This window comes from Chrysosporum bergii ANA360D, from assembly GCF_029891735.1.
GTDB lineage: Bacteria > Cyanobacteriota > Cyanobacteriia > Cyanobacteriales > Nostocaceae > Umezakia > Umezakia bergii.
In genome coordinates, this window is sequence record NZ_JANQDH010000062.1 from 21,871 (window position 1) to 39,276 (window position 17,406).

The 17,406-nt window shown below is 42.5% G+C and carries 20 protein-coding genes; 9 read left to right on the top strand and 11 right to left on the bottom strand.

All coding sequences use genetic code 11. The annotated features are described in order from the left end of the window. Positions 1 to 15: 15 nt before the first annotated feature. The 3 genes from NWP17_RS09525 to NWP17_RS09535 all read right to left on the bottom strand — a co-directional run bounded on the left by NWP17_RS09525 (position 16) and on the right by NWP17_RS09535 (position 2,227). The gene (locus NWP17_RS09525) at positions 16 to 1,602 is read right to left on the bottom strand and encodes a glucose-6-phosphate isomerase (RefSeq protein ID WP_280654672.1); all 1,587 of its coding nucleotides are present in this window, start codon (positions 1,600 to 1,602) and stop codon (positions 16 to 18) included. Positions 1,603 to 1,734: 132 nt separating this feature from the next. Beyond that, positions 1,735 to 1,992 (bottom strand): cytotoxic translational repressor of toxin-antitoxin stability system, encoded by a 258-nt coding sequence (locus NWP17_RS09530; RefSeq protein ID WP_280654673.1) that lies wholly within the window; start codon positions 1,990 to 1,992, stop codon positions 1,735 to 1,737. 37 nt (positions 1,993 to 2,029) lie between these two features. Continuing rightward, complete coding sequence (locus NWP17_RS09535) at positions 2,030 to 2,227, bottom strand: hypothetical protein (protein ID WP_280654674.1); 198 nt, start codon at positions 2,225 to 2,227, stop codon at positions 2,030 to 2,032. 118 nt (positions 2,228 to 2,345) lie between these two features. On the opposite strand from NWP17_RS09535, the gene NWP17_RS09540 reads away from it, so the two are divergent. Both NWP17_RS09540 and NWP17_RS09545 read left to right on the top strand, forming a co-directional pair. Continuing rightward, a complete protein-coding gene (locus NWP17_RS09540) occupies positions 2,346 to 3,482 on the top strand; it encodes a branched-chain amino acid ABC transporter permease (protein WP_280654675.1) in 1,137 nt (378 codons plus the stop codon). Positions 3,483 to 3,550: 68 nt separating this feature from the next. Next, positions 3,551 to 4,333, top strand: a complete 783-nt coding sequence (locus tag NWP17_RS09545) for an ABC transporter ATP-binding protein (protein WP_280654676.1) — start codon at positions 3,551 to 3,553, stop codon at positions 4,331 to 4,333. A gap of 4 nt (positions 4,334 to 4,337) precedes the next feature. On the opposite strand, the gene NWP17_RS09550 is transcribed toward NWP17_RS09545, so the two are convergent. From NWP17_RS09550 to NWP17_RS09560, 3 genes are read right to left on the bottom strand one after another with little or no spacing between them, the layout of a single operon-like run. Continuing rightward, on the bottom strand, positions 4,338 to 5,216 hold the full coding sequence (locus NWP17_RS09550; protein ID WP_280654721.1) for a sulfite exporter TauE/SafE family protein: 879 nt from the start codon (positions 5,214 to 5,216) through the stop codon (positions 4,338 to 4,340). Beyond that, the gene (locus NWP17_RS09555) at positions 5,216 to 5,752 is read right to left on the bottom strand and encodes a rhodanese-like domain-containing protein (RefSeq protein ID WP_280654677.1); all 537 of its coding nucleotides are present in this window, start codon (positions 5,750 to 5,752) and stop codon (positions 5,216 to 5,218) included. The genes NWP17_RS09550 and NWP17_RS09555 overlap by 1 nt, the downstream gene beginning before the upstream one ends. Before the next feature lie 17 nt (positions 5,753 to 5,769). Next, a complete protein-coding gene (locus tag NWP17_RS09560) occupies positions 5,770 to 6,471 on the bottom strand; it encodes an MBL fold metallo-hydrolase (RefSeq protein WP_280654678.1) in 702 nt (233 codons plus the stop codon). 184 nt (positions 6,472 to 6,655) lie between these two features. Between NWP17_RS09560 and NWP17_RS09565 the strand changes: the two genes are divergently transcribed. After that, positions 6,656 to 7,009: an ArsR/SmtB family transcription factor gene (locus tag NWP17_RS09565; RefSeq protein ID WP_280654679.1), complete on the top strand. Its 354-nt coding sequence runs from the start codon at positions 6,656 to 6,658 to the stop codon at positions 7,007 to 7,009. A 25-nt stretch (positions 7,010 to 7,034) separates the two neighbouring features. Here the strand turns inward: NWP17_RS09565 and NWP17_RS09570 are convergent, their stop codons facing one another. Both NWP17_RS09570 and glpX read right to left on the bottom strand, forming a co-directional pair. Beyond that, positions 7,035 to 8,321, bottom strand: coding sequence for a glutamyl-tRNA reductase (locus NWP17_RS09570; RefSeq protein WP_280654680.1), 1,287 nt, complete (start codon positions 8,319 to 8,321; stop codon positions 7,035 to 7,037). A gap of 265 nt (positions 8,322 to 8,586) precedes the next feature. Further along, the gene (glpX, locus tag NWP17_RS09575) at positions 8,587 to 9,624 is read right to left on the bottom strand and encodes a class II fructose-bisphosphatase (protein WP_280654681.1); all 1,038 of its coding nucleotides are present in this window, start codon (positions 9,622 to 9,624) and stop codon (positions 8,587 to 8,589) included. 283 nt (positions 9,625 to 9,907) lie between these two features. On the opposite strand from glpX, the gene NWP17_RS09580 reads away from it, so the two are divergent. From NWP17_RS09580 to NWP17_RS09590, 3 genes are read left to right on the top strand one after another with little or no spacing between them, the layout of a single operon-like run. Then, positions 9,908 to 10,927, top strand: coding sequence for an ABC transporter ATP-binding protein (locus tag NWP17_RS09580; protein WP_280654682.1), 1,020 nt, complete (start codon positions 9,908 to 9,910; stop codon positions 10,925 to 10,927). A 60-nt stretch (positions 10,928 to 10,987) separates the two neighbouring features. Continuing rightward, a complete protein-coding gene (locus NWP17_RS09585) occupies positions 10,988 to 11,845 on the top strand; it encodes an ABC transporter permease (RefSeq protein ID WP_280654683.1) in 858 nt (285 codons plus the stop codon). 25 nt (positions 11,846 to 11,870) lie between these two features. Then, positions 11,871 to 12,227, top strand: coding sequence for a hypothetical protein (locus NWP17_RS09590; protein WP_280654684.1), 357 nt, complete (start codon positions 11,871 to 11,873; stop codon positions 12,225 to 12,227). Positions 12,228 to 12,298: 71 nt separating this feature from the next. Here NWP17_RS09590 and NWP17_RS09595 read toward each other — a convergent pair whose 3' ends face one another. Further along, positions 12,299 to 12,736, bottom strand: coding sequence for a peroxiredoxin (locus NWP17_RS09595; protein ID WP_280654685.1), 438 nt, complete (start codon positions 12,734 to 12,736; stop codon positions 12,299 to 12,301). Between the two features lie 83 nt (positions 12,737 to 12,819). On the opposite strand from NWP17_RS09595, the gene NWP17_RS09600 reads away from it, so the two are divergent. The 3 genes from NWP17_RS09600 to NWP17_RS09610 all read left to right on the top strand — a co-directional run bounded on the left by NWP17_RS09600 (position 12,820) and on the right by NWP17_RS09610 (position 15,147). After that, positions 12,820 to 13,212 (top strand): Npun_F0494 family protein, encoded by a 393-nt coding sequence (locus tag NWP17_RS09600; protein ID WP_280654686.1) that lies wholly within the window; start codon positions 12,820 to 12,822, stop codon positions 13,210 to 13,212. A 203-nt stretch (positions 13,213 to 13,415) separates the two neighbouring features. Beyond that, entirely contained in the window at positions 13,416 to 14,891 is a 1,476-nt protein-coding gene (gene cobQ, locus NWP17_RS09605; protein WP_280654687.1) for a cobyric acid synthase CobQ, read from the top strand. Positions 14,892 to 14,907: 16 nt separating this feature from the next. Next, a complete protein-coding gene (locus tag NWP17_RS09610) occupies positions 14,908 to 15,147 on the top strand; it encodes a 2Fe-2S iron-sulfur cluster-binding protein (RefSeq protein WP_280654688.1) in 240 nt (79 codons plus the stop codon). 192 nt (positions 15,148 to 15,339) lie between these two features. Here NWP17_RS09610 and NWP17_RS09615 read toward each other — a convergent pair whose 3' ends face one another. Both NWP17_RS09615 and zds read right to left on the bottom strand, forming a co-directional pair. Continuing rightward, positions 15,340 to 15,789, bottom strand: a complete 450-nt coding sequence (locus tag NWP17_RS09615) for an SRPBCC family protein (protein ID WP_280654689.1) — start codon at positions 15,787 to 15,789, stop codon at positions 15,340 to 15,342. Positions 15,790 to 15,831: 42 nt separating this feature from the next. Further along, positions 15,832 to 17,271 (bottom strand): 9,9'-di-cis-zeta-carotene desaturase, encoded by a 1,440-nt coding sequence (gene zds, locus NWP17_RS09620; protein ID WP_280654690.1) that lies wholly within the window; start codon positions 17,269 to 17,271, stop codon positions 15,832 to 15,834. Between the last annotated feature and the right edge of the window lie 135 nt (positions 17,272 to 17,406).

Sequence of the window (17,406 nt, forward strand, 5' to 3'; positions counted from 1 at the left end):
TTTTGGCTAAAACTATTAACCGGCAGAAATTTTTAAACTAGCCGGGTTCCCTAAATCACCTTTTAGGTTCACACCGCGCTGATTAGCGTGTAAATGCCGCAAAATTTGGTATATTGCCTCAATTTGCTGGGCTGCACCTGCTTTTTGGGCAATTTGTTCTAGAGAAAGGGCTGTTTTTTCCTTTTGTAATACGGCTATCACTTTTGATTGCAAATCAAGGATGTCCGCAGCAGCTTTTTTACCAGCTTCTACCCCTGGTTGATGGTAGGCGTTGATATTAACTAAGCTGGCATATAAACCAACAGCACGTTCATATAAAGCAATTAACGCCCCTACAGTTAAAGGATTAACTTGGGGAATAGTCACTGTGATAGAATCCCGCTGATTTTCGTACAGGGCCTGTCTAGTTCCTAAGAGAAAACCAGAAAGAAAATCTCCTGATGTGACCCCCGGTTGAACTTCTATGGATTTTCCCTGACGGTCTTCTAAAACTTCGATGAAAGTGACAAAGAAATTTGGTACACCCTCACGTAATTGCTGCACGTAGGCGTGTTGGTCGGTGGAACCTTTATTACCGTAAACGGCGATACCTTGATAAACGGTCTTTCCGTTTAGGTCTTTTTCTTTACCTAAAGATTCCATGACTAACTGTTGCAAATAGCGACTGAACAACAGCAAGCTGTCTTTGTATGGTAGGACAACCATATCTTTTTCACCTTTGCCATTGCCGGAAAAATACCAAGACAAGGCTAACAAAGCTGCTGGATTATTTTCCAACTCTGGGACGCGGGTAGCGTCATCCATTTCTTTACCACCTTGTAGCATGGCGCGAACGTCAATACCCTGTAGTACTGCTGGTACTAGCCCCACAGCTGACATTTCTGATGTGCGCCCTCCTACCCAGTCATACATGGGAAATCTGGCTAGCCAACCCTCAGTTTGTGCCACTTGATCTAGGTTGCTACCTACGCTAGTAATGGCCACAGCCTGTTTGGCAAAGTCTAAATTCTGTTTGGCGTAGGCTGCTTTCACTTCTATCATGCCGTTGCGGGGTTCTGGTGTGCCTCCAGATTTGGAGATCACTAAAACCAAAGTGCTAACCAGGTTATCTCCTAGGTGAGTGAGAATGCGGTCAATTCCTGCGGGGTCACTGTTGTCGATAAAGTGAATTGTCAAAGCAGGAAAATCAGGCGCAAGGGCTTCAGCGACAAATTGCGGTCCTAAGGCAGAACCACCTATACCGATGGATATAATATCGGTAAACCGACTGGCTTGAGGAGGATGAATAGCACCTGTGTGGACTTTTTCAGCAAAGGCTTCAATTTGTTCTAGAGTTTGAACAATCTCTTGTGTAAGTTCTGGAGTCGGTGCTAAATCAGGATTTCGCAGCCAGTAATGTCCAACCATGCGGCCTTCGTCAGGATTGGCGATCGCACCCTTTTCTAATTCCGCCATATCCGCAAACGCTTTGTCAAACTTCGGCCGTAAGGACTCCACCAAAGTGTCATCAAAACTCATGCGACTGACATCCAGGTAAAGTCCCAATCCCTCGTGGAAATATAACCAATTTTGGTATCGTTGCCAAAGTGCCTTTGCATCCATAGGGAAATCTCAAATAAAGTATTACTTCCTTTCACAAGTTTAATGTAAGGTTACACCTATCCCTGCCTAGCCTTATACAGTTTTAACTCTTGGGTCTTACCCGGAGTCTTAGCTTTACATTCACTAGTTAATTTAAACATCTGGCATGGGTACGACACGGATAAATTTAACTATTTCACCCCTAATTTCAATACCCACTAGATAATTATCAATGGTGAAACGGTGAAAAATGCCCTCCGCATCAACGCACCGCAGTTCTGGGAGACTATGGAGAGACATCTTTTGGCTAAACTCAACAAACACAAAATTATATATCCGTTGGTAGACCACCGGCTCTAAATTCTTCAGGTCTACTAAAAAAGACCTGGCGTAGCGCATTTCCAACCTCACGGGGCATTACCTTAACAAAAATTGATAGTTTACCAATCTAGTAAAACATTAACGTTCGTTGGGCTTCTTCATGGGTTAAAATATCCCAGGGCTGCTGGGATTGCTTGGCTTTTTGTATTTCTTTTAACATATAAAAGTCACAATGTAAAGCATGGATATGCTCCCAGACACTTTGTAATTCTTCATCACTTAATTGCTCAATCAGGTGATGGATTCTAATTCTCAGTAAGTCCATAATAACCAAAAAATCAACAATGCTTAACCGCAGGATAAGATCATTCTAAAGTTAGAAGCCCCTTACTGCCTTCAGACGGGGTTAAAATGTTATAAATTACACCTAAATAAAAAACAGTATGGTTGAATATCTCATTTTTTTAGCAATTTCTACAACAATTTTTGCTTTGTTTAGTTTGGGACTTAATTTGCAGTGGGGCTATACCGGGTTAATTAATTTCGGTCATATTGCTTTTATGACTTTGGGAGCGTATACAACGGTGTTGTTCAGCTTTCAGGGATTTCCCCTACTGGTGTCAGCAGTTATTGGGGCAGTAGTAGCAGCTTTGTTAGGTTTAATTATTGGTTTGGCAACTCTGCGCTTACGGGAAGATTATTTGGCAATTGTCACCATTGGGGTGGGTGAATTAATTCGCTTAGTGGTGAATAACCAGGAATTACCTGTGGGTGATAGTTGGATACCCGGGGCTTTTGGTGTACAAAGTTATCCCATACCTTTATCTACAGAACCTAATTTGTTTTTTCGATTGCTGATGATGGCATTGTTGACGCTGCTATTTGCTGTAACTTGGTTTGGGTTGTGGCGATGGATTGGCAGCGCTCAGAGGTCTTGGCAGGCTGATCAAGGTAAAAAAGTTAGTACCAGACAAGAATTAGCTTCGCGCTGGGGGGTAGGAATTGTATTTGCTTTATTAACGGCAGCAATTTATATTTCTGGCATGATTGGTTTGTATGACTATCAACCAAAAGCGGGTTTGATGTTATTGTCGCTGTTAGTGTTGGGGTTTGTCTTCTGGAGACTTGAAATTCTAGTGCGATCGCCTTGGGGAAGAGTTCTTAAAGCTATCCGTGAAGATGAGGAAATACCCAAGGCAGTGGGTAAAGACGTTTTTTGGTATAAAGTACAATCTTTAATGTTGGGGGGCGCGATGGCTGGTATTGCTGGGGCTTTCTTTGCTTGGCAACTTAGCGCCATTTATCCTGATAATTTTCAACCACAATTGACTTTTGATGCTTGGATTATGGTTATTTTAGGGGGTTCTGGGAATAATATTGGCACAATTTTAGGGGCAGTAATTTTCTTTACTTACGATGCCATGACCAGGGAATTTTTACCGAAAATTTTTACAAATTTATCTTCTGACCAATTAGGCGCATTTCGCATCATGATCATTGGTCTGATTTTAATGATCCTGATGATTTGGCGACCTCAAGGTATTTTGGGTAAAAAAGAGGAACTCACCCTTGGTAAGTGATTGGTCATTGGTGATTGAGGCAAAATCGGCTTGATCTGTACAAATAAAAAATGTTTTCATGAATTGTTATGGTAAAGAATCAATTACCGCAGCTTCCTTTGTTGACTGCTAGTGGACTTTGTAAAAGCTTTGGTGGTGTTAAAGCAGTTAGTGATGCTGGCATTGAGGTATATAAGGGTAGTATTACTGGCTTGATTGGCCCGAATGGTGCTGGTAAAACTACTTTGTTTAATCTCCTTTCTAATTTTATTCGCCCAGATAAGGGACGGGTGATTTTTGACGGTGAACCAATTCACCAGTTACAACCATATCAAATTGCCCAGCAGGGATTGGTACGCACTTTTCAGGTAGCCCGGACTCTTTCCCGGTTGTCAGTGTTGGATAATATGCTGCTAGCAGGACAAAAACAAACAGGGGAAAACTTTTGGGAAGTGCAGTTACAACCCCATGTTGTGGCTAGGGAAGAAAGGGAACTGAAAGCACAAGCAATGTTGTTGTTAGAGTCTGTGGGATTAGCACACAAAGCCCTGGACTATGCAGGGGGGTTGTCTGGTGGACAACGGAAGTTGTTGGAAATGGGACGGGCGTTAATGACTAATCCCAAGTTGATTTTATTAGATGAGCCGGCGGCTGGGGTAAATCCTAGACTAATTGATGATATTTGCGATCGCATTCTGACTTGGAACCGTGAAGACGGTATGACTTTTCTGATTATTGAACACAATATGGATGTGATTATGTCTTTGTGCGATCGCGTGTGGGTGCTGGCTGAGGGGCAGAATTTAGCTGAGGGAACTCCAGCAGAAATTCAAACCAATCCCCAAGTTTTAGAGGCGTATTTGGGACAGTGAAGTATTAAAACTTACTCCGTCCCTGCCCTTGGTAACTATAAATGTTGCTATTTTGCCAATAGGCTGATTTTTTAGCACTAAACTCTTGGAAAACATTACGGTTTTGAAATAAAATAAACGCCGCTACTGCTAACAGGAAATAACCAAAATATTGTTGCAGTTTCTTTCCGTCAATATATTTAGATAGGTAAGCACCTAAAACAGTGCCCACACTGGCGGCTATAATAAATGAACCGATTATTTTCCCATCTAAAGTAAGCTGTCCCCAGTAGCCTAAAAAACCAGATACAGCATTAGCAGCAATAATTAACAGAGAAGTACCAATGGCTTCTTTCATTGGCACTTTTCCTAAAATGACTAAGGCCGGGATAATGGCAAATCCTCCGCCTACTCCCACTAGTCCTGTTAATATACCTACCCCTAATCCTTCACTCACTAGCCACAACCAACAGTATTTACAAATTGGTTGGGGATGAAGTTGTGATATGGGTTTCCCCGGTGGTTTTTTAGTTGCTGTTTTCACACTGCGCTTAATCATTAAGCCAGCTGCTAAAAACATCATTGCTGCAAATAGCAGCATTTGTAAACTACCTGTGACAAATGGCAGGTTGGCAATTTTAGCTCCCGCAAAAGCCCCCAACATGGTAGCAGAACCAAAGATAAATGCTGTTTTAATATTGACGTTTCCCTGTCGCCAATGGGGAATGACTCCAATTAAGCTGACTGTTCCCACAATCACTAAAGTCATAGCCACGGCAGATTTTGGGGGTATTCCCATGACATAAACCAATGTGGGTAATGCTAAAACAGAACCACCCCCACCAATTAAACCCAAGCTAACGCCAATACCAACTGCTAGAATATGTCCTAAAATCCATGTAATCATTTGATGCGTTGGTTATAGGGTAATTTGGCTAATAGCCTTGCCATGGCACAAGTGTTAGTCACTCCGGCAAATACTAAACCTGCGCCCACAAATCCAGTTAGAATTAAAAACCAAGGGGAAATAAAAGCGCCTAAAATTGTTCCTGTCAATACTAAAGAACCTGCTACAATTTGTACTTGCCTCATTAAACTAATGGGGGCATTTTTATTAATTTTAGTGGCATAGTTAGATTGTTTCCAGGCTGTAATACCTCCTTGTAGTTGAGCAAATTCCGAAAAACCAGCATTGACCAAGATTTGCGCTGCTTGGTGAGAACGATTTCCAGATTGGCAATAAAGTACAACTTTAGTATGAGGCTGAAAAGGTACTTGTTCTGGCTGAAATTGGGAAAGGGGTAAAAGTTGAGCGCCTGGAATATGTTCTGCTGCATATTCTGAGGGTTCCCGCACATCAATGAGATGCACTTGTTGTTTTTCGGTCAAATTTTTGACGGTTAAAGCATCTATTAATTGCAACTGGGTTGGTGGAATCATTTTTTTACTTCCTGAAATTAATTTTTAACTGTCAACGCATTACCACAACGTTGATTTGCTGGTACTGCTTCCATCATTTTTTGGGGATTTGGTAAGTTTAAATTATCCATAAATTGAATGAAGCTATCTCGGTTATGTCCGCAAAAACGCGGGTTAAACTGCTTTTCTTCACCGATGCTTGAAACTGTATGACCCCGGTAATCATGTCCTGGGTAGACTAAGGTTTGATCTGGAAGGGTAAATAGCCGTTGGGTAACTGAGTCAAATAATGTTCCTGCATCACCGCTTTGAAAATCAGTTCTTCCACAACCACGAATAAATAAAGCGTCTCCAGTTAAAATTCTGTCGCCGTTGACTAAATAGGCCATATGACTATCTGTGTGTCCTGGGGTGGCGATGGCTTCTATGGTGACTGAATCTAGATGCAGAATTTCTCCATCCTGAATATATTTGTCAGCACAGCTAGCTTGGGCTTTTGCCGGCACAATCCCGATACATCCACACAATTGACGTAATTTACCCGTACCTGTAATATGGTCTGCATGAATGTGGGTTTCTAAGCAGTAGTGGAGTGTTAAACCTAACTCTGCAATTAATTGGCCATCTCGTTCTACATGATCGATGACTGGATCAACAATCAGAGCTGCTTTGGTAACTTCATCAGCAATCAGATAAGTATATGTACTCGATTGATCAGCAAAAAATTGGCGAAATAACATCTTATTTTCTCCATCAAGCAAATGGGACTGAAATCAAAAAATTTCATCGGCTTTTATCGACGGTTAATTGATTTCGGCAACTTTCGTGGGCAAGTTACTGTTTAAGTTTATAGATTGACTATATGACTATATAGTAAAATAGTCAATATCCCAAGAAAAAAATCAAAAAAATTTTTAGTGTTCTATGACAAAGATGTTTCCTGGGGCTTTGGGCCAAGTTGCGGACTATTTCAAGGTGTTGTCAGAAGTCAGTCGGTTAGAAGTGTTGTGTTGTTTGAAGAGTGGACCGAAAAATGTTACACAGATTATGAATGAAACGGGGCTAGGACAGGCCAATGTGTCCAAGCATCTCAAGGTTTTAGCACAAGCGGGTATTGTCACCAGAACGCCAGAGGGGGTTAATGTAATTTACGAAATTGCTGATCCGATATTGTTTCAACTGTGTGATTTAGTGTGCGATCGCCTAGCTGTGCGACTACAACAACAAACCCAACAGTTATCAAAATTGGGGGGTCAGCAATGGAGGACAAAGAGGTAAATTGATTCCCTTTGTCCCTGGTTAACTAGTTAAATTGTTCCCCCGCATCTAAATTAAACAAAAGTTGCAGGGTTCGCATACAGTCTCGTCTAGCTTCCACATCCTGCTGCGATCGTAATTGCACCATCGGCTCATGTAAAATTTTGTTAACAATTCCTCTTGTTAAAGCCTCAATGATTTCTTGATGTTTTTCGCCGAATTCCGAACCCAGTCGGGATAAGGCTTTTTCCAATTCTTGTTCGCGGATGGTTTCGATTTTACTTCTCAGACAACTAATAGTAGAGACAGTTTCCAGCGATCGCCACCAAACATCAAAAGCTTCTACTTCTTCATCTAACAGCTTTTCTGCTTCCTGTGCCATTTTCCGGCGGCTTTCGTGGTTTTGAGCGACTACGGCCTTCAAGTCGTCCACATTAAAGGCTTGTACATTTATCAGTTGATTTACATCTCCGTGGACATTACGCGGTACAGAAATATCAAATAACATCAAAGACCGAGTGGGATCTAAAACTAATTCTAGCTTGCTGCGGTCAAGTATGGGTTCTGTAGCAGAGGTACTTGTAAATACTAAATCGCTATCTGCAATTACCCTGAGCATTTCCGAGAGCGGATGAGTATATATAGACTGATCGGGATAAAGTTTTGCTAATTGCTGGGCGCGGTCTTGAGATCGGTTAATAATACTAATTTGTCCAGCACCTTTAGAAATGAGGTGTTGTACTAACAACCGGGACATTTTACCAGCGCCGATAATTGCTACTCTACAAGCTGCTAAATTAGCTACTTTTATTTGTGATAATTCCACAGCGGCAGAACTAATGGAAACAGCACCAGTACCAATGCTAGTTTCAGTACGCACACGCTTACCGGCTGTGATGGCTTGTTTAAATAAGCGATTGAGAATTGTTTTTATACCGTTGTATTGCTGTCCTAGTTTGTGAGTATGTTTCACTTGAGCGAGGATTTGACCTTCTCCCAGGACTAAACTATCTAACCCTGCTGCCACGCGCATTATGTGCATTACTGCATCATGATGCAGTAACATAAACAAGTTTTGGCGCAACGAGTGTGCTGGTAATTTGCTGTGTTCAGACAGAAATTGAGTAACTTCTCTGATGCCTTGCTCAGTTTCAGTGGTAACAATATAAATTTCCAGACGGTTGCAAGTGCTGAGTATAGCTACTTCGTCAATGTGGGGATAACTACTCAGATGAGCGATGGCACTTTCAGTTTGCGGTTCTGGAATACTCAGCTTTTCCCGGATTTGAACTGGGGCTGTTTTATGGCTTAACCCCACCACTGCAATATTCATTATTTATCGGTAATTGGTAATTGGTAATGGATTATTGATGGTTGTGGATTGGGATTGGGGGAGAGAAAAGGCAAGGGGTGGGGGTGCAGTGAGAGGAAATAGCTGGCGTTTTGTAGCGAATTTTACGTATTTAGGTACAGGGGCGGGCAAGATGCCCGCGCTACAATCGGGGTGATCGCACTGTTTTTAGGAAACGCTATACTACGGTAATATTTCCCACTCCCTGCTCCCAAATCTCCAATCCCTGTTCTCTACTGCCTAATTATTAACGCAATTGTAGACTCTTGGGTTCGTCAAACAAATGGATGGTATCAACAAAACGCACTGTTTTGGACTGGTTAGAAATAACCAAGCTTTGAGTTCTGGCACCACCGTTAAAGAAACGGACACCTTCCATGAGAGTACCGGGAGTAATACCGCAAGCAGCAAATAGAACTGTTTCGCCGGAGGCTAATTCGTTAGCATTGTAAACCTTATCAGGGTCATTAATGCCCATTTCTTTCATCCGTGCCAGATTGCCTTCTTTGCTTTCACCAATCAAGCCTGTTTTGACTACTTCTGGATCATAGATTAACTGTCCTTGGAAATGTCCTCCCAAGCAGCGCAGGGCCGCAGCAGAAATGACTCCTTCAGGTGCAGCACCGATACCCATTAAGGCGTGGATATTTGTGCCTTCAAAAGCGCAGGAAATAGCGGCAGAAACGTCACCATCGCTAATTAATCTGACTCTTGCCCCTGCGGTGCGAATTTCCTGAATGAGTTCTGTGTGGCGGGGACGGTCCATCACCACAACCACTAAATCTGCTATAGGACGGTTTAAGCACTCAGATAGGATTTTGAGGTTTTCAGTAGCAGACTTGTTAATATCTACTAAACCTTTTGCTGGTGCGGGTGCTGCCAGTTTCTTCATATAGAAGTCAGGGGCAGCAAATAAACCACCTTTTTCGGAAATTGCCAGAACTGCCATTGAACCATTTTGACCGTAGGCAACTAAGTTTGTACCTTCGCATGGATCTACAGCAATGTCAATTTCAATTAGTTCATCGGGGTTACAGAAGTTTTTAGCATCTGTTTGGGTACAGATACCCACTTCTTCGCCTATGTAGAGCATGGGCGCTTCGTCGCGTTCGCCTTCACCAATCACAATGCGACCGCGCATATAGATTTTGTTCATCCGCTCCCGCATGGCTTCCACTGCTACTTGGTCAGCAATGTTTTTTTCGCCTTTGCCCATCCATTTTGAGGAAGCGATGGCTGCTTGCTCTACTACCTCAATAATCTCTAATCCAAGTGTATTTTCCACAGATTCACCCTCTCAACTGCTTGACTAAGTTCGTCTTATCTGGCTATTTGATTCAGTCTTTAAGTCTACCAAAGGGGGTATACACGTGGGAAATACTATCCACTATAAGTAATGTTAAGTTTTGTTGGCAGATGAATGGCTATGGTGGTCAGGATGCGCGCAGGGCGATGGCTTCACCTGAGTAGAAGTTATGGCAGTAGCCGGGTTATGCCGGACCCGTCACGACTCATATAAAATAAAGATAGAATTTGTTGAGATTTGTATAGTTAGAGTTTAAGCTGTTATGGCTCCTGCCGTTTTAATTGAAAAGCTACAAAAGAGGTACGGTAAAGTAGTCGCAGTTAAGGATGTATCCTTTGAGGTACAACCAGGAGAAATCTTTGGTTTACTCGGACCTAATGGTGCGGGGAAGACAACCACCCTGCGAGCTTTATGTACTTTAACTACACCAGATGCTGGGAAGATCGAAGTATCTGGTATATCCGTTATGGATCAGCCGAGGATCGCTCGACAAAAACTCGGCTATGTAGCCCAAGAAGTGGCTTTAGATAAGGTGCTAACTGGTAAGGAACTGCTGCAACTGCAAGCGGCGCTTTATCATATCCCAGGATCAGTGGCTAAACAGCGTATTGATATGGTGTTGGAGTTACTGGGTTTACGGGAATACGCTGATCAAAAAACCGGGACTTATTCAGGTGGTCTACGCAAGCGCCTTGACTTGGCTGCTGGTTTACTTCACGCTCCAGATGTTTTGGTGTTGGATGAACCCACGGTGGGACTTGATATAGATAGCCGTTTTGTGGTGTGGGAATTTTTGCGGCAGTTACGCGCTTCTGGAACAACGGTACTAATTACTAGCCATTATTTAGAAGAAATTGATGCTTTAGCTGATCGGGTGGCAATTATTGACGGTGGGGTGGTGATTGCTGCTGGTACACCCTCACAATTAAAGGATAAGGTGGGAGGCGATCGCATTACTTTGCGCATCCGGGAGTTTTCCCCCATAGAAGAAGCGGAAAAAGCCAAGTACCTCTTGCAAGATTTACCATTTGTGCAAGAAGTGATTATTAATAATGCTCAAGGTAATTCCCTTAACTTGGTGGTGACACCCCAAAGTGATGCTTTAATCAGCATACAGCAATCCCTCAATCAAGTTGGATTACCTACTTTTGGCATTGCTCAATCTCGTCCTAGTTTAGATGATGTTTATCTAGCCGCTACGGGGCGCACTCTGTTAGATGCAGAACTGGCGGCAGTTACTAGTCGTGATCTGAAGGCTGAGAAAAAGCAAAATATGAGATAGACCATTACTACAACATGGTGATTGGTTTGAGTCGTTAATGTAAATATTTCCTCGAATACTATGAGTGTTACTCCTACGCGACAAGCAAATGTCAACTCCTCCCCTAACTTTTTGGGAGAATTACTACAAGAAACCCTGGCTTTAACTCGGCGCTTGTTTATTCAATTACAACGCCGTCCTTCTACTTTGGTGGCGGGAATTATTCAGCCGGTGATGTGGTTGGTGCTATTTGGCGCTTTATTCCAAAATGCGCCTAGGGGTTTGTTTGGCACTACTACCAATTATGGTCAATTTCTGGCGGCAGGCGTAATTGTTTTTACAGCTTTTGCTGGGGCGCTTAACGCTGGTTTACCTGTTATGTTTGACCGGGAATTTGGCTTTTTAAATCGTTTGCTGGTAGCGCCTTTAGCTTCGCGGTTTTCTATTGTCTTTGCTTCCGCCATCTTTATTGTTAGCCAAAGTTTGCTGCAAGCAGCTGTAATTGTGGCAGCGGCAGCTTTTCTGGGGGCGGGGCTACCGGATGTGGCAGGGTTGGGGGCGATCGCCTTAATCGTGTTTTTACTGGCTTTGGGTGTAACTGCTATTTCTCTGGGACTGGCTTTTGCTTTACCTGGACACATTGAATTAATAGCGGTCATTTTTGTCACTAACCTACCCTTGTTATTTGCTAGTACCGCTCTGGCTCCTTTATCTTTTATGCCCCAGTGGTTGCAAATTGTGGCTACCCTCAACCCTTTGAGTTATGCTATTGAACCAATACGCTATCTTTATCTTCATAGCGATTGGGGGCTAGGTAGTGTAGTGATGACAGCACCTTGGGGTAATGTTACCTTTGGGGGTGCGCTACTGCTGTTGTCGGGTTTTGCGTTAATTGCTTTATTGAGCATACAACCCCGACTGCGACGGACTTTGGCTTAAGCAGCTATGTAAGGGGAAAAATTCCATGAAAAAACCGTTTTTATCACTGACTAAACTTTCTCTGCTGACTTGGGTAGGTGTTGGTTTTGCTTCCTTGTTTATCCCTCAAGTTGGTTTAGCTCAATTTAACTCAGTGGATCGTGGTACAAATCAGAACAGCGATCCCTTTGCTTCCCCTAACTCGGGTGATTTGAATATGTTTGATCTCATTCATCGGGTAAATATGGGGAATATCCAATGGAACCCTACTGAGCAAAAAGAACAAATAGACTCAGCTGCATTGGAATTTAAAGCTAGGCAACAAAAAGCCTTTGAAGAACAGCAAAACAAGTCAAATCCAGATTCACTATCGAATTTACCTCCGGAAACTCCATTACCTTAATGTTTGTTGATTTCAAAATCACAACTCCGGCCATTTGGCGGAGTTGTGTGGGTTTGTTAAAAACCTAAAAACTACAAACCAAGTGCGGCTAAAACATCACTAGCATGAGTGGTTGTATTTACACTAGTGTCAACATAAATAATTTTACCGTTAGGGTCAATTACGTAAGTAACACGCTTGGCGTAACCACCGCCATCAACGTCATAAGCTTGGATTAAAGTTTGGTTGGTGTCAGCTAAGAGAGGGAAGTTGAGATTATATTTTTGGGTGAAAGCCTGATGGGAACCTTCATCATCGGCGCTGACTCCCAGCACTACGACGTTTTTACCTGCATATTCAGGTTTAGCATCCCGAAAGCTACAAGCTTGTTTGGTGCAGCCTGGAGTGTCATCTTTGGGGTAAAAATACAAAACGACTGTCTTTCCAGCAAAATCAGATAATGAAACGGTGTTACCGTTGGTATCTTTGACGGTAAATGCTGGTGCATCTGTACCAACTGCTAGAGGCATAATCAACCTTTCCTGTTTTAAATTGATGACTTTGGGAATTTTACAATAATTTACAATACAATAAGCCCAATGACCAATGACCAATGACTAAAAATCAAAAAACGTTTTTCTACACCCCTAACACAGTGGAAAGGGCTAGGACATCCCTGATATGTTCTCCCTTCCAGATTGTTCTATTTCAGGCGATGCGTCAGCAGAGTCTACCATTAGCAGCCATTGCCATGGAAAATGGTGTTAAGCATGGTTATACTAAACGCCCTTTGTCAGAGTTAGCGTGCGATAATGCTTTAGGGTGGTTGATACAAGTGGGTGTTTTGCGACGAGAAGTTGATGGTCAGGGAATTACCGATAGTTTTCGCCTCACTCCTCTAGGTCATCAGGTGCTAGGACAATTCCCAGAGGAAAATTGGACTAGTCCATCTTGGCGCGATCGCCTGTATAATGGCATGACTTACTGGTTGAGATTACCTTTGTAACACCACAGTAAAAATATCAATTTATCCAGGATTGCTCAAGAGGAAATTACAGCACATTTCCAAAATTGAGTTACACTCATAGCGGTTGATAAGCCGACGCTACAAGAGTTTTATCACTTATTTGGAGGATTTCAATTAGCTAAAGATTGCTGGTAAGCAAGGGACAAATATAAAAATCCTCAACCCTTTAAAAATTAAGAATTATGAAAGCAATGATGGTAGTGGGAACAACATCCCACGCGGGTAAATCACTGATAACTACAGCTATTTGTCGAATTTTGTTCCGGAATGCTTTGCGAGTAGCTCCCTTTAAAGGTCAAAATATGGCTTTGAATGCTTATGTTACGGCAAATGGGGGAGAAATTGGTTATGCTCAAGCCGTACAAGCTTGGGCTGCTGGTATTGTTCCTTGGGTAGAAATGAACCCGATATTACTCAAGCCCCAAGGAGATATGACATCCCAAGTGATTATTAAGGGTAGAGCAGTAGGCAAAGTTAAAGCTTCAGATTATTACGAACAATATTTTAATCTTGGTTGGCAGGCTATAGAAGAATCTCTGAAACACTTATCCACAGAATTTGATTTTTTAGTTTGTGAAGGTGCGGGTAGTCCGGCGGAAATTAACCTCAAGCACCGGGACTTAACTAATATGCGGATCGCCAAATATTTAAATGCGCCAACTATGTTAGTGGTGGATATTGACCGTGGTGGTGCTTTTGCTCATGTAGTCGGTACTCTGGAATTACTAGAACCAGAAGAACGGCAATTAATTAAAGGTATAGTAATTAATAAGTTCCGGGGACAGCGATCACTTTTAGAATCGGGGATAACATGGTTAGAAAAACGGACTGGTATCCCGGTAGTTGGTGTTATCCCTTATTTACAAGAAGTATTCCCCGCAGAGGACTCTCTGGACTTGTTAGAACGTAGGTCAAACAAAACCGACACGGACTTATCGATCACTGTCATTCGCTTACCCAGAATTTCTAACTTTACTGATTTTGACCCTTTGGAGTCGGAACCAAGTGTAAAAGTAAAATTTATTAGTCCTAAGCAAGAATTAGGCTATCCTGATGCAGTAATTATACCAGGGTCTAAAACTACAATTCATGACTTACTAGTGATGCAAAAAACTGGAATGGCAGAAGCAATTCAAAATTATGCAGCTTCTGGCGGTACAGTGTTGGGGATTTGCGGGGGCTACCAAATGTTAGGACAAATGCTAGCAGACCCGGAAGGATTAGAAGGACAAGCAGGTAGATTTCAGGGGTTAAATCTTTTACCTATTAGAACGGTGATTACAGGACAAAAAATTGTCCGCCAGCGTCAAGTGACCTCTAATTATCCGCAAATTGGCTTACCAGTGAGTGGGTTTGAAATCCACCAAGGGCGATCGCGCATAGAAAAATCAGAAGATAACCAAACCTACGAACCTTTATTTGATGATGTTAATTTAGGCTTAGTGGATAGCTGTCAATCTATTTGGGGTACATATCTCCACGGAATTTTTGACAACGGTCCCTGGCGACGTGCTTGGTTAAATCGGCTGCGTCAACAACGCGGGATGAAATCTTTACCTACTGGTGTTCCTAACTATCGGGAACACCGAGAACAAATTTTAGATTACCTGGCTACAGAAGTTGAAAAACATTTAAATCTAACAGCTTTTTTACCTTAGATCAACTTATTGACCTATGAACATTCGCGTCCGCTTTTTACCAGACGATGTTACTATTGATGCAGAATTGGGAGAACCTTTGTTAGATGTGGCAGAACGGGCTGGGGTGCTTATTCCTACTGGTTGTTTAATGGGTTCTTGTCACGCTTGCACAGTTGAATTGGAAGATGGAGAAGTGATCCGCGCTTGTATTTCCTCAGTATCACCAGGGCGGGAGGAAATGATCATTAATTTGTATAGTGACCCGACTTGGTGATTTTTGCTGGTTAAAATCCCCTAATAATAAGAATATGAGTAATATCAAATACCAAATGATTATTCAATGGTAAGAATCAGATAATTGCTTTTTGGTGGGATGGCGCACTCTTGGGGATACTTAGAAGTTAGAGGCTACAGGCGATACACTCCCAGAACCAATGGTGTGTATCGCCCCGTAGTCTCATTAACGTTAGGTCGGTGGATGTGTCAAATTCAAAGCATATTCTTTGAACCTTTCCAAGTCGGCTTGAATAGTAGACTCAACTACCCGACCCAAAAACAAATTATCCATAATTTTCCCCAGAATACCAGGAATAGCATAGGAAACTGTCATTTTGACAACAGTGCTACCGTGGCGATCATAAAAGCGAATTCCCCCCTGATTGGGCAAACCATCTACAGATTCCCATTGAATAATTTGCTGTTGGACAACTTTGAGTATACGGGATTTCCATTTAAATTCCAGACCACCAGTGCTAAGTTTCCACAGTGAAATATCTGGATTTTCTGGGGAAATTTCCACCGAATCAATCCACTTCATCCAACGGGGCATTTGCTCTAAATCAGACCAAAGTCCCCAGACTAATTCTATGGGAGCTTGTACTTCAATCTGCACACTATGCTCTAACCAATCTGCCATTTTCTTCTCTTCCTCTGCTTCCTGTGTGCTGGGTGCGGTTAGTTATTTTTTGAAATTTTCTAAAATCACTTTTGCTGCACGCCTTCCGGAAATTGTGGCTCCTTCCATGCTGTCAATGTAATCTTGCTGAGTGTAACTACCTGCTAAGAAGAAGTTATCCACTGGGGTTTTTTGATTAGGGCGGTAAGGGTCCATTCCTGGTGCTTCCCGGTAGAGAGATTGTGCTAACTTGACAACGTTATACCAAGTCATATTCAGTTCTCTTGATGAAGGGAACAGTTCATGAACTTGGTTGAGGACGTGTTGTGCGATCGCCTCGTTACTTTGTTTAATAAAAGGATCTCCCGGTGTGAGTACCAGTTGTAACAATGACCCTTGTCCGGGGCGATAATAATCGCTGGGACTAGCCAAAGCCAAATCAGCAAAACAAGAAAAGTCAGCATCGGCGGTGTAGAGTAAGTTATCTATCCCGGCGGACTGATTTAGCTGTTGGCGTTTCTCTGGATCTTGTAGTTCTGTCACCCAGCCATCAAATCGTAGCTGTACTGTTGCTACTGGTACAGCATCCAATTTATAAATATTGTCAAATTCTGACCACTTGCGCCACTCTTGAGGTAATACACGCTGAATCCCTGGGACATCGCAAGCACAGACATAAGCATCAGCAGTAATAGTTTCTGTTGTGTCGCCTTCAGCAACTATTATGCCAGTGACGCGAGTTTGTTGGCCTGATTCAGTAAATTGAATTTCTCGTAGTTGGCGACGTGTATAAACTTTTGTGCCTCTATTTCCTAAGTATTTAAGGATAGGCTGGTGCAAATACTCATTTGGTGACCCTTCCAGCATTCGCATAATTGAGGCTTCGGTTTTAGATGCAAAGAACTGGAAAATAGTCAACATACAACGAGCGGAGATATGCTCACAATCAATGAATCCCAAAGCATAAGCAATGGGATTCCACATCCTTTTAATGCTACCCTCACTACCACCGTGACTGCGGAACCATTCAGCAAAGCTAACTTTATCTAACTCCCGGATAGTTTTCATTGCTCCGTTGAAGTCTACTAACCCCCGAACTATGGGGCTAGTACCCAAAGCAATGGCATTTTGCAGTTTATCTTGTAGTGACAGTTGAGAAGTAGTAAAAAATGCCTTTAATCCATTGAAAGGCGCACCTGTGAAGAAGCGAAAATCTAAACTACCAGTTTGTCCACCCTTATTAATAAAGGTGTGAGTATGTTCTTTGAGGCGTAAGTTAGATAACGCCCCTACTTTTTCCATTAGCTCAAATAGCTGGTAATAGCAACCAAAAAAGACGTGTAAGCCCATTTCAATATGGTTGCCATTATCATCAACCCAACTACTGACTTTACCACCAACGAATGGACGGGACTCGAAAATCTGGACTTCACAACCAGCATCAGCCAAATCTACTGCGGTTGCTAGCCCAGCCAGTCCCGCACCCACTATTGCAACACGCATTCCATTTTACCTTTTCAGTTTCTTTACAAATTGTAACTGGGTTGGTGTCGGAATTGGCTATTTATATCAATCCCACTATTGTGTAAATGCACAACAGGATGATGTCCTCTAGTCATGAGTTTACCTTGATTGCTC